At 65.8% G+C, this 12411-nt stretch carries 10 protein-coding genes; 4 read left to right on the forward strand and 6 right to left on the reverse strand.

What is annotated here, in order from left to right; genetic code table 11:
• The 4 genes from ABZ827_RS22765 to ABZ827_RS22780 all read left to right on the forward strand — a co-directional run.
• Positions 1–209, forward strand: a 209-nt coding sequence (locus ABZ827_RS22765) for a hypothetical protein (RefSeq protein WP_357239931.1), incomplete at its 5' end; no start/stop codon positions are given.
• 315 nt (positions 210–524) lie between these two features.
• Positions 525–1481 carry a ParA family protein gene (locus ABZ827_RS22770; protein ID WP_357240000.1) on the forward strand — a complete coding sequence of 319 codons (957 nt, stop codon included), beginning with the start codon at positions 525–527 and terminating at the stop codon, positions 1479–1481.
• A 47-nt stretch (positions 1482–1528) separates the two neighbouring features.
• Complete coding sequence (locus ABZ827_RS22775) at positions 1529–2545, forward strand: ParB/RepB/Spo0J family partition protein (protein WP_357240003.1); 1017 nt, start codon at positions 1529–1531, stop codon at positions 2543–2545.
• Between the two features lie 216 nt (positions 2546–2761).
• Positions 2762–3487: a GNAT family N-acetyltransferase gene (locus ABZ827_RS22780; RefSeq protein WP_357240006.1), complete on the forward strand. Its 726-nt coding sequence runs from the start codon at positions 2762–2764 to the stop codon at positions 3485–3487.
• A gap of 20 nt (positions 3488–3507) precedes the next feature.
• Here the strand turns inward: ABZ827_RS22780 and ABZ827_RS22785 are convergent, their stop codons facing one another.
• The 6 genes from ABZ827_RS22785 to ABZ827_RS22810 form a co-directional block, all read right to left on the reverse strand.
• Positions 3508–4701: an N-acetylmuramoyl-L-alanine amidase gene (locus ABZ827_RS22785; RefSeq protein WP_357239934.1), complete on the reverse strand. Its 1194-nt coding sequence runs from the start codon at positions 4699–4701 to the stop codon at positions 3508–3510.
• 174 nt (positions 4702–4875) lie between these two features.
• A complete protein-coding gene (gene trxA, locus ABZ827_RS22790) occupies positions 4876–5208 on the reverse strand; it encodes a thioredoxin (protein ID WP_357239936.1) in 333 nt (110 codons plus the stop codon).
• 81 nt (positions 5209–5289) lie between these two features.
• Positions 5290–6279, reverse strand: coding sequence for a thioredoxin-disulfide reductase (gene trxB, locus ABZ827_RS22795; RefSeq protein WP_357239940.1), 990 nt, complete (start codon positions 6277–6279; stop codon positions 5290–5292).
• 182 nt (positions 6280–6461) lie between these two features.
• Positions 6462–7223: a hypothetical protein gene (locus tag ABZ827_RS22800; RefSeq protein ID WP_357239942.1), complete on the reverse strand. Its 762-nt coding sequence runs from the start codon at positions 7221–7223 to the stop codon at positions 6462–6464.
• A gap of 130 nt (positions 7224–7353) precedes the next feature.
• Positions 7354–8049 carry an RNA polymerase sigma factor SigM gene (gene sigM / locus ABZ827_RS22805; protein ID WP_357240009.1) on the reverse strand — a complete coding sequence of 232 codons (696 nt, stop codon included), beginning with the start codon at positions 8047–8049 and terminating at the stop codon, positions 7354–7356.
• A 149-nt stretch (positions 8050–8198) separates the two neighbouring features.
• Positions 8199–12011, reverse strand: coding sequence for a murein biosynthesis integral membrane protein MurJ (locus ABZ827_RS22810; RefSeq protein ID WP_357239945.1), 3813 nt, complete (start codon positions 12009–12011; stop codon positions 8199–8201).
• Positions 12012–12411 lie beyond the last annotated feature (400 nt).

Consider the following 12411-nt stretch of genomic DNA (forward strand, 5'->3'; position numbering starts at 1 on the left):
GGGAACGCGCCTACGAAGCGCATCGGCGGACTGCCACGACTGCCGATGTGCGTATGAACCATGTTGATGTTTCCCGTGAAACATCGGGGCTGCCGGCGCTGGAAGGGTGCCGAACGCGTGATTGCGCGACGAAATCGGATGAGTTCCGCGTGTCGCGGGCGCGTCGCAGCGATTCAGCTTTCTTCTCGGGCCCGCTGCTGGCAAGCTAATGAGCGTCGGGCGTGTGCATCGGTGCCACGGAGGAATGTTGGTGTCGCAGCGGTGAAGCTCCGTTCGATCGACTGGCGGCTCAGCGTCCGCGTCGGAGGAGGTAACTTCGCGTGACCACGCAGCATTGCGAAGTCGCCCGTCCGCATGGATGCCGCGGTCCCGGTCGTGGATCGTTGTTCGATCCTGTACAGCTTGTTTCGACCACACAGCGCCGGCGTCCGTCAGGCCACGTGATCTTGCAGTTCTCTCGTTAGGAGCGGTCTATGTCGAGCGGTTCAGCGAATGTTTCACGGGAAACATCGCGGGTGCCGGGAATGCTGGATGGCAGCAATATCGGCCCGGAGGCATTCGGAAGCACACCGTACGGGCACATCTCCCCTACCGAGACACCGATCGCTGCCGAGGCGCACCGCGCGAGCCAGTTAATGCATCCAGGAAAGGTGACAGTGCCGAAACCCCATGAGCAACGCATCATCACCGTCGCCAACCAGAAGGGCGGGGTCGGTAAGACCACAACAACGGTGAATCTGGCAGCAGCCCTGGCGCACCAGGGGATGAAGGTGCTCGTGATCGATCTGGATCCGCAGGGCAACGCCAGTACCGCGCTCGGGGTCGAACACCATTCGGGTGTGCCGTCGACTTATGAACTGCTCATCGGTGAGATCAAGGTGCAGGACGCGATTCAGCAGAGTCCGCACAGCGATAACCTCCTGTGCATCCCGGCGACGATCGACCTTGCCGGCGCCGAAATCGAACTGGTTTCGATGGTGGCGCGGGAGGCTCGCCTCAAAGGGGCTATCGAGGAAGCGAATATCGCGGGATACGGCATCGATTACGTGATGATCGACTGCCCGCCTTCGCTCGGTCTGCTCACGATCAACGCGATGGTCGCGGCCCGGGAGGTGCTGATTCCGATCCAGTGCGAGTACTACGCGCTCGAAGGTGTCGGGCAGTTGATCCGGAATATCGGGCTGGTGCAATCTCATCTCAACAGGGATTTGCATGTGTCGACCGTGGTGCTCACCATGTACGACGGCCGGACCAAATTGGCCGACCAGGTTGCCGAGGAGGTGCGAAGCCACTTCGGTGACGTCGTACTGCGTTCGGTGATTCCGCGCAGCGTGAAGGTCTCGGAGGCGCCCGGCTACGGTATGACCGTGCTCGACTACGACCCGGGCTCCCGCGGCGCCCTGAGCTATCTGGATGCGGGACGGGAGATCGCCGCTCGCGGTGCTACCCGGCCGGCCGCGCTAGCGGACGGTGCCCAGTGAATGGATCGGGTATGGCTGTGGATGCGGGTAATGGAAAGGGCAGGCCGGTGAGTCAGTCGAAAAAAGGTGGGCTGGGACGCGGTCTCGCGGCATTGATCCCCACCGGACCGGCTCCGGTCGCACCCGGTTTGGGTACCGAGGCGGCTGATGCGGTGATCGGTCTGGATCCCGGACCTCGCCCCGCGTCCACTTATCTGCATCAGGTGCCCGAACCCGAGGAAGTCGCTGATCTGGCCTCGGCCGGTGACGCGGTGTACCGGGAGATCGCCCCCGGCAAGATCGAGCCCAATCCGAAGCAGCCCCGCCAGTATTTCGACGACGAGGCGCTGGCCGAGCTGGTCCACTCGATCCGCGAGTTCGGTCTGATGCAGCCGATCGTGGTGCGGGAGCTGGAGCCCGGCGGTGATCGCTATCAGCTCATTATGGGCGAGCGTCGCTGGCGCGCCTGCCAGGAGGCGGGGCTGGAGTCGATACCGGCGATCGTCCGGGAGACCAACGACGATGCGATGTTGCGCGATGCGCTGCTGGAGAACATCCATCGGGTACAGCTCAATCCGCTCGAGGAGGCGGCCGCTTATCAGCAGCTGCTGGAAGAGTTCGGAGTGACGCAGGAGGAGTTGGCGTCTCGGCTCGGGCGTTCCCGGCCTGTGGTGACCAATATGATCCGGCTGTTGAAGCTCCCGATTCCGGTGCAGCGCCGGGTTGCGGCCGGTGTGCTTTCCGCCGGGCATGCCCGGGCGCTACTCGGTCTGGAGGGCGGCGCCGACACCCAGGAGGTGCTGGCTGCCCGGATCGTCGCCGAGGGGCTGTCGGTGCGGTCCACCGAGGAAGCGGTGAAGCTGGCGAACCGCGAGCAGGAGCCGGCCAAACCGCCGGCGCCGCGCCGGCCGCCCATCCACTCCCCCGGGTTGCAGGATGTCGCCGATCGTCTGTCGTCGTCGTTCGATACGCAGGTTTCGGTGAGTCTCGGTAAGCGGAAAGGCAAGATTGTGGTCGAGTTCGGATCGGTGGACGATCTGGAACGAATTGTCGGGATGATGCTGCAAACTTCGCTGAACAACTGAATTTTCGGCTTGTTTGACGCACTACTTACCCCCTCGGCCAGAAACGTCACTGTGACAGCGCTTGGCCGGAGGGTGGGTGCCCCGAATCAGGCACGAACCCAAGATCTAGTGACGCGAAATGAGGCGGTTTCGTTTGATCGCATATTCTTGCTGGCGAGAAGATATCGATGCGGCGTGAGCATAGACGAATCGGATAGCTGGAGGCTGAGCAGAGCAGTGGCGACCAGCGTCACAGGACTTACCCTGGAAACCATCGGCCGACTGCCGGCGCATGCTCGCCGTTGTGTGTTCTGGGAGATCGATCCGGCGGTGGCCGCGGACTCCTGTGAATTCAGTGACCCGGTGTTCGAGAAAGAAGCCTGGATCTCGACGGTGATGCTCGAATGGGGTTCGTGCGGACAACTCGCGACGATCGATGACAAGACCGTCGGCTGTGCGCTCTACGCACCACCCCGGGTGGTACCGCGCTCCGGCCTCTTCCCCACCTCGCCGGTGAGCCCCGACGCGATCCTGCTGACCACTCTCGGTACCGAGTACCCGGATATGGACGGCGATATCGCCTATCGGATGGTGCAGGCTGTCGTCACCGATCTGGTCCGGCGCGGTGCGCGAGCCTTGGAAGCATTCGGGATCCGCGGCGCTTCCGCGAGCACCGCTCTCTCTGATCGCCCGACCGGAACCATGCGTTTGATGGAACGAATCGGCGTACCCGGGCGCGGTGCCCGTCGTTCGGTGTTGGGCTGCAGCCCCGAAAACTGCATGATCGACGCCGACTTCCTGCAGGAGGTCGGTTTCGAGGTAGTCGCGCCACACCACCGCTTTCCACGGTTGCGGCTGGAACTCGACTCCGATCACGGCTGGAAAGAGGATGTCGAGCACGCCCTCGACCAGCTACTGGCCGCCGCATCGATGTCCGTGCCGACCCGGATCCTCACCCTCTGAGAAAGGGGCCGAGGGATTCACTACCCGCTGTCCGCGGCGGCGAGTTCCTCGGCCAGCAGCTCGGCGAACGTATATGTGCCGGTGGGCTGATCATCCTGACCCAGCAGGTACAGCCGCTTCACCGAGATCAGGATCGCCTCGGCGATGACATCGCGCATCCGGGGATCGGCCAGCACCGACGCGTCGTACTGATTGGTGACATAACCGAGGTCCACCTGGACGGTCGGCATCTTGGTGAGGCGCAGGAGATCCCAGGTGCGCGGATGGGTCCGGCAGTCCTGTAGTGAGGTCCGCGCGACCACTTCGCGCTGTATGAACCCGGCCAGCACCTGGCCGATCATGGATACCGAACCGTGCGAGTTCCCGAAGTAGAACCCGGCGACACCGTTCGCCATCGGGCTGGAGTTCGACGCACAACGCAGCGAGATCATCAGATCCGCGTCGAAAGCGTTGGAGGTTTCGGCGCGTTCCACATCGGTGGGGTTGCTCCCCCACGGTCGGGACAGGAATGTCTCCATTCCGGTGGCGGCCATCCGGCCCTCCAACCGGTTGGCCAGGTCCCAGAGGACTTCCTGTTCGTACACGTCGCCGAATTCGGTGGGGATCGCCCGGCCGCGGTCCGAACCGCCCAGACCGGGATCGATGACGATGCGTTTACCGGTGAGCTGTGGCCCGGCCCGGTGTACCACCTCTTCTTCGGCGATCCGATGTGGGTTGCCGCCGGTGACACGTGCGCCGAGCAATTCGAGTGAGCGCAGGGTGTCCGGGCCGCAGATTCCGTCGGCCGCGAGGCCGATCTCGCGCTGGAACGACGTCAGACCCTCATGTGTGTGCGGGCCGAAGAAACCGTCCACCCGATGCACATAGAAGCCGAGATCCTGGAGCCGGCGTTGCAGCGTTGCCACATCATCGCCGTACAACGGCGCCGAGAGTTGGTAGATGAGCGTCCTGGCACCCAAGCGGTACGACGCTTCTTTCAGCGCCCGGTAGGTCGCCGGACCGACCACACCGTCGACCAGCAACCCGCGGTGCTGCTGGAAGGCACGCACCGCGGAGTCGAGCTGATAGTCGAAAGTGGCTTCGGTATCTTTCCAGTACTCGTTCGCGCCATTGGTTCGCGCGCCGTTGTGCGACTGCAGGAACCCCAGACTCGCCAGGGTGCTCCGAACCTCTGCTACGGCTGGACCGGTGTCGCCGTGACGAAGTCGGTGCATGCGTGAGGGCCCTTCCTTCCGTCAATCCCGGGTACCCACTCATGCGACGGATATACCCTCGCACGACGGAGCCTGGTCGATTCTGTCAGACCCGGACCGGAATTCGACAATCTTGGTCAGGGCATACTACGGCGCGTCGCCGTGTGACGGGCGCCGGATGGCCTATTCGAGACGTCAGATAACGTCTTCGATTTCCCGCAGGAGTGCGGCCTTACCCTTGGCTCCGACGATCTGCTTCACCGGCTTACCACCGGCGAACAGGATCATAGTCGGCACGCTCATGACCTGGTAATCGCGGGCGGTATTGGGATTGGCATCGATATCGAGCTTGGCCACGGTGAGTTTCTCCGCATGCGAGCCCGCGATCTCCTCCAGTACCGGGGCGACCATCTTGCACGGCCCGCACCAGGTGGCCCAGAAATCGACCAGCACCGGCTTATCGCTGCTCAGCACGTCGTCGGCGAACGAGGTGTCGGTGACTTTGACCGTGTTGGTGCTCTCGGACATGGCTGTTCTCCTTGTTCTCCGGACAGTGGGGTGTCCGGGCGCTCACGAGCCCTGGGCTCGGTGGTGTAGTCGCGCCGTGGCTCAGTTGGCCGTCGAGACGGCGACCGGCTGGTCGGCGTGCGGCAGCGTATTGCTGGTGATATCGCCCTTTTCGGCGAGCCAGCGTTCGGCGTCGATGGCGGCGCGGCAGCCGGTGCCGGCGGCGGTGATGGCCTGCTGATAGGTGTGATCGACGAGATCGCCGGCCGCGAATACACCTGTCACGGTGGTTTCGGTGCTCGGGTCGCGCACGAGTACGTAACCCGCGTCGTCCAGATCGATCTGGTCGCGGACGAGTTCACTGCGTGGATCGTGACCGATTGCCACGAAGAGTCCGGTGGCGGCGAGTTCGCTGGTTTCGCCGGTGCGGGTGTCCCGCAACGTCAGCGAGGTGACACTCGTCTCGCCGTGGACCTCGACGACGTCGGCATTGGTGTGGAAGCGGATCTTCTCGTTGTTCTTGGCGCGTTCGAGCATGATGCGTGAGGCGCGGAATTCGTCACGCCGGTGCACAATGGTGACACTCGAGGCGAATTTGGTGAGGAAGATCGCCTCCTCCATCGCCGAGTCACCGCCGCCGACCACCACGATGTCCTGGCCCTTGAAGAAGAAACCGTCGCAGGTGGCGCAGGCGCTGACACCGCGGCCGAGCAGTTCCTGCTCGCCGGGGACGTTCAGGTACCGGGCGGCCGAACCCATGGCCAGGATCACGGCGTGGGCTTCGTAGATATCGTCGCCCACGGTGACCTTCTTCACCGGGCCGCTCAGATCGATCGCGTCGACATCCTCGGTGCGGATTTCGGCGCCGAAGCGTTTGGCCTGTTCCCGCATCTGTTCCATCAGGTCCGGGCCCATGATCCCGTCGCGGAACCCCGGAAAATTCTCGACCTCGGTGGTGGTCATCAGCGCACCACCGAACTGGGTGCCCTCGAACACCAGGGGCTCTAGTTCGGCGCGGGCGGCATACACGGCGGCGGTGTAACCGGCCGGTCCGGAGCCGACGATGATCAGGTCGCGAACTGGCGTGCTCATGGGGCCCTTCCGGAGAAGCTAACGGGAACGTTTCGGTCAACAACAGCGTAGACGCGCTTTGTTCCCCGTTGCCCTGTCAGCCGCCGTAGACACCGAACCGGGGCATCCGGTTCGGTGTATCGCTGTCGAAACGGCCGGGTGACCGGGGTGCGCGGCGCGATCGCGCCCGAGCGGATCGGGCACTAGCCGATATCGGTGGTGTCCAGAACTTCGGGGTTCCCCGGACCGCATCCCGGCCCGACGACCAGGGCGGTGATCTGTGCGCCGTTTCGGCCACCGACCAGGATCAGTACAGCGTCGTCGCGATCGCGGAAGAGCATCTCGGTGGACCCGAGTACCGGGCGGTCGATTCCGGCGGCGTGGACACATGCGCGCAGCGCCGCCGGATCCGCCAACCGGCCACGCACATCATTGCGACCCAGCGCACGCATAGCCACCGCCGTATCGAGCTCGGCGCCCGGTTCGACGCTTTCGGTGGGGCCGGGTGCGGCGGTCGGCGCTGTTTCCCGGTCCGGCCGGCCGCTGATGAACAGCGCGGCACCGGCACAGATCAGGATTACCGCGGCTGCGGCGACCGCGGCGGCGATGCGCCGGCGCCGGCGATATGCGGCCAGCGAGACGGGCGCGTCGGGGGCCGATATCGGGCCGGCGGAGCGCGCCTCTGCGCCGACATCGTCCACGGGGGCCGCTTCGCTACCGAGAGATTCGGCCAGTGCCTCCATCCGCGCCGCGATGTCCTGCGGTATCGGGCGGACCACGCGTTCGGACTCGGCGAGGCCGGTGAGTGATTCGCGCAATGAGTCGAGCGAATCCAGATAACGCTGTGCTTCGGGATCCTGCCGGACGGCGGGCCACAGCCGGGCGCTCAGTTCGGGGTCGATATTTCCGGCGTGCAGATCGGCGAGCAACTCCGCGGGGAAGGGAGGTTGCGGAACGGGGCTCATGACCTTCGCACCTCCAATGCTGCTGCGTCCATCTGACTCGGGTATCGATTCCTGGTTCGTTGGGTTTGTACCCTCCCGAGTACATCCCATTCGGGAAGGAAAATGTGTCACTGGTTATGACGCGGCGGGCCTACATCCGGTTCCCCTCCGCGTGCAACGAATCCAGTTCGGCCTTCAGCCGCTGCCGGGCCCGCGCGCATCTGCTCTTGATCGTCCCCACCGGAACACCGAGCAGGTCGGCCGCATCGGCGACGCTGTAGCCCTCGACGTCCACAGCGACGACCGCTGCCCGCTGGTCCGGTGGCAACTGGAAAAGCGCGCGTTCGAGGACGATCGAAACGTCGACCCGGCCGTATTCATCCGAATGGTCCGATATTTCGGGCCAGACCTCCGGTGGTAGGACGACCGCACGCTGGGCGCGATTGCGCCGCATCCGGTCCAGGCAAGCGTTGACGACGATCCGGTGCAACCAGGTGCGCACCCCCGATTCGGCACGGAAGGATCCGGCATTGCGATGAGCCGAAAGCAGGGCGTCCTGAAGAGAATCCGCGGCGTCCTCGGGCGAATAGCACACGCGGGCCGCGGTCTGCCACAGATGATCGTTGTGCCGGCGCACCAGCTCGGCGAAAGCATGTGGTGTGCCGGCCGCGTGTGCGCGCAGCAATTCTGTATCCGATACGGAATCGAATCCGGATTCTCGCGTCCCCGACTCAGGGGACAACGGCCCCCCGCGAACCCCCGCATTCAGTTCGGACGACAATAGCCAACCCCTTGGACAACAACCGCTCACGACAGCAACGGCGACCGATAGCCGGCTAGTGGCGATTACTGCGTGTTATTCGGCGAGCAGGACCGAACCCCTGATCCCACCGGCTCCCTCCTGAGAGCGCGGATCGTGATCATATCCCGGCAATCGTTCGGCGGCAACCGGATTCGAGCCGGTCAGGTACGCCGAACGTGGCCCGAAACGCCAGTTCAGGGCTTCGCTTCGAAGCCCAGTTCGGCGATCGAACTCTGGAACTGCCCGCCCGAATTACCCAGGCCGGTAACCCAGACCAGAACGTACCGGCCCGCCTGATCGGACTGCACCGGAACCTCGGTCACGCCGTCGCCGAGGACCGCGGTACCGACCAGTTGGGTCTGGTCCAGGGTGGTCGTCTCCGTCGGTGAGGTTCGGATCTCCACCGTGGTCCCCGGTGTCGACGAGGTGATCGTGACCTTGGACAGCGTTGTCGGGCTGGGCAGGGTCGCCAGCAGTCCGACGCCCTTCTTCAAGGCCGGGAACTGCTGGAAATATTGATCGGTGGTCCAGGAGGTGGCGGGGTCGCCGTCCATCGCCTTGGGCGCGCCACCCTGATCGTCCGGTGTGCCCTCCGGTGAGAGCACTGTCATCCCGGTGACGGGCACCGGCACGCCGTCGGCGGCGGCAGTGGGGGACGGCGCCGCCGGAGTTTCCGACGCTTCCGGCGCGCGGCTGGTCGTGAGACCGATGACCCGCTGCTCGTTCAGGGGTTCGCTGGAATCGCCCGGGGCGAATACGCTCACCAGCCACCAGATGACGATCCCGACCACGAGCGCGGTCAGAATCCCCAGCGCCACCATGATCCACATCATGCGCTGCGATTTATCGCGTTCGGCGGCGAGCAGTTCCGGATCGGCCAGTGATTCGTCGGCCGGTGCCGGAGCCCGCTGTCCCAACCGCAATACCGGGATGAGATCGGTTTTCTGATCGACCACCGAGGCCTGTTCCAGTACGTGCTGGATGGTGGCAGCGGTGCGAACTCCCTTGTTCGGTTCCAGCGAGCGCACCGCCACCGCGGAGATCTCGAAGGGAACCTCGGGGCGGATCTGCCGCGGTTCGACCGGCGTGCCGTCGGAACCGAAGTCGGCCGGGTACAAACCACCGACCGTTACGGAGCTACCGCTGACGCCGACCGGCCGCAGCGGCCAGCGGGCAGTGATCAGCGCGTACAGCATGGCGCCCAGACCTCGGACGTCGCTCTGTGGGTCGGCGTCACCGAGGGTGCCGGGGAAGGCCAGTACGGCGTCACCGGACGCGCTGATCCGGATCCGGTCCGGATGGTCTATCGACAGCGCACCGCCGCTACGGTGAGCCATTTCGGTGGCCGAGGCGAGTACCCGGATGGCACGGGCGGCGCCGATCGGCGACGGCACGGTCTCGGCCATCTCGCGTAGCGACCGCCCGGGGGTCCATTCGGCCACCACGATGCCGCCGGAACTGCCGCGTACGACATCCAGGACGCGCGCCAGACCCGGTGAATTGATCCGGCCCAGCCGGAGCGTGCGGGAAAGTATGGCCTGCGGACCGTCCTGTCCGGAGTCGCTCGCCCCTTTCTGATCGGCGTCGACGAAAGTCAGCGCGACTTCCCGGTCGAGTTTGATATCGAGTGCCTGCCAGAATCTCAGTCCGCGCGCCCCGCCGTGGTCGGCGAGCAACCGATACCGGCCACCGGCGACAGAGGCACCGGCGATGAGCTTGGGGCCGCGCTGCACGCGACTCGCCTGCGTCATCGGCGGTACGGCGATCATCCCGGTGTCGTAGACCGGATCAGTCGCCGACACTGTCGCACCCGTCCGGTGGACATGCTCCTCGGCCACGTGACCGTCGGCCTCGCTCGGCTGACCGGCGGAATCCGGACCGGCATCTCCGCCGTCGTCCGGGTGAAACCCGCCACCCGGGCCCTGCTCGGGTGGATGTGCGTATTCGGTGGTCCGGTTGTCCTCACGCTGGGTGCGCGGGTCGCCCGGCTCCGACCGCTCCGGGGGAACATCGGTGGACAGGCGGCCGCTCGCCGGATTCGAGGAAGAATCGGCGGCTGGGACCTCGCCCACCGCGTCGTCGCTCACCCTCGGACCTCCTTCGCCCTGGTATGCCGCAAACTGGGCGGATCTGCCACTTGTGCCGGTCTGCCGAACAGGGTACGGGAACTGACCGGCCCCGGTGCGATCAACCGAGTCCGGCCGGATCACCGGCAGCACCATTGTGCTCTGTGCGTCCATGGCCGAATCGAAGCCGGAGTACGCGAGGTACGGGTCGGGGCGGCGCAGGATCCGCGTGGTCTGCTCGTCTTCGGCGGGTTCCCCGAGGTCGATCGGGGGCGCCGGCGGTGTGATGCCGAGACGCCGCGAAATCGCCACGGTAATCGCGACCACCTCGGGGATACCGGCCAGGCGCATCAGCCCGAACGCCACCGCGAACATCACGACGGCGGTGATACCCACCCGGATGAACGATCCCGGCCCGCCGAGCGAATCCGTCAGCCGGTCGAGGCCCATGACGCGGTCGGCGATGAGCATCACGGCACCACCGGCCAGTGACGCCAGCAGGACCCGGCTGACCGTTCGTCCCACATTGGCCATGCGCAGATCGCCCAGACTCCGGTGCAGGAGGTAGCCGCCGATCACCGCACCGGTGGTGAAGCCGAGTCCGGTCGCCACTCCGAGCACGATCACGACCTGCTCGCTGCTGTCGGCGATGAGCGGGGCCAGTGCCGAGAACAGGATCTTGATGGTGGTGATTCCCAGGATGATCCAGGTGGGCGTCCAGGCCTGTTCTCGCGCGTAGAACACCCGCAGATGGATCAGCACGAGCGAGTACGGGATCAGGGTGAAGGCAGAGAAGCTGACCGCGGTACCGAGCCGGGATGCGTCATCGGCGAACTTCGCGTACCCGAACAGCGCATCGCCCACCTGCGGCCCCGCCACCGTGAGGAATGTGACGATCGGGATCAACGCGATCATGGTCAGCCGGGTGGCCGCGGACAGGTCGTCGACCACCGCGGGTGTGTCGTCGTTGGCGGCATTACGGCTGAGCCGCGGCATGATCGCGGTGAGCAGGGTCACGCCGATGACGCCGTACGGCAATTGCAGCAACAGCCACGCGTTCTGGTAGATCGCCGGACCGGCTTCATCGGCGTGCGAGGAGATATTGTTCGCGAAAATGCCGCCGATCTGGCTGATCAGGACATAGAGGATGATGGCCGCCGCCATTGTGCCGAACTGTCTGAGCCGATTGTCCAGACCCCACAGCGGCCGCAGATCGATCCCCTGGCGGCGGATCGCCGGCAGCAGGCTGACGGCCTGCACGATCACGCCGAGAGTCACCCCGCAGCCGAGCACCAGCAGTTTCGGATCGCTCATCCGCACCGGATCCAGCGTGATCTCGCCCGGGCTCAGCGCGTAGAGGGCGAGGACGATCAGCACCACCACGTTGTTGAGCACCGGCGCCCACGCACCGGGTTTGAACGCTCCCCTGGTGTTGAGGATGGCGGTGAACAGCGCGGACAGGCCATAGAAGAGGACGGCGGGCACCAGCAGGAAGGTCAGCGCCGTGGTGAGCGAGGTGTTGACCTTGCCGTCCGCGGAGACGAAAACATGGGTTGCCAGGATCGGCGCGGCCGCGGTCGCCAGGATCGCCGCCGTACCGAGGATGACAGAGGCCGCGGTGACCAGCCGGCGGATGAATGCCGCGCCCCGGTCGGGATCCTCCTGTTCGGCCCTGACGAGCGTGGGAACCACGATGGCGGTGAGCACGGCGCCCAGCACCAGTTCGGCGACCATATTCGGAATCAGGCTGGCGGAGGTGAACGAACTCGCGATGGCGGGTCCGAGTACCGCGAGCAGCAGGAGCTGTTTGCCGAAACCGGTGATCCGGCTGATCAGGGTGGCGATCGCGATCGACCCGGAATCCTTGAGCAGCCTGGCCTGACTGTTATCGGTTTTTTCGGGGGCGGCCGCGGGCCGCTCGTCCACTGCCACCGCCGACATCGGCCCGGTGCGCGGCCGGTCGCGATCAGCAGTCGCCGGAACTCGTACAGGGGCGGCGCGTCGCGGTTCGGGAGCAGGTGGCGCCTGACGCAGCGGTTGCGACGGCGGTGCCGCGCGGTCGGGGGGCGGCTGCGGCCGCCCCGGTCGCGGTGCCTGCGGGTTCGGCTGACGCTGTGGTCCCGGTGCGCCCGGAGGCCGGCCGGGTGCGGGCGGCGGGTTCTGCCGCCCGGTGGCGCCCGGTGGCCGGCCCGGGGGCTGATTCTGCTGAACCGGGCGCATCCGCTGGGCCGGGAAAGGTTCGGAAGGGAGGCCGCCCGCGGGGGGACCGGGTTCGGTCCGGGAGCGGTTCGGAGGTGCGATCGCGTCGGGATCCGCGGGTCCGGGGCGTTCCGCCCCGCGG

Origin of the sequence: Nocardia sp. NPDC019395, from assembly GCF_040632335.1 — a bacterium.
Classification (GTDB): domain Bacteria; phylum Actinomycetota; class Actinomycetes; order Mycobacteriales; family Mycobacteriaceae; genus Nocardia.

Coding starts and splice junctions, on each gene's coding strand:
- ABZ827_RS22770 (WP_357240000.1), top strand. CDS start 525: ATGCTGGATGGCAGCAATATCGGCCCGGAGGCATTCGGAAGCACACCG.
- ABZ827_RS22785 (WP_357239934.1), bottom strand. CDS start 4,701: ATGCACCGACTTCGTCACGGCGACACCGGTCCAGCCGTAGCAGAGGTT.
- trxA (WP_357239936.1), bottom strand. CDS start 5,208: ATGTCCGAGAGCACCAACACGGTCAAAGTCACCGACACCTCGTTCGCC.
- trxB (WP_357239940.1), bottom strand. CDS start 6,279: ATGAGCACGCCAGTTCGCGACCTGATCATCGTCGGCTCCGGACCGGCC.
- ABZ827_RS22800 (WP_357239942.1), bottom strand. CDS start 7,223: ATGAGCCCCGTTCCGCAACCTCCCTTCCCCGCGGAGTTGCTCGCCGAT.
- ABZ827_RS22810 (WP_357239945.1), bottom strand. CDS start 12,011: ATGTCGGCGGTGGCAGTGGACGAGCGGCCCGCGGCCGCCCCCGAAAAA.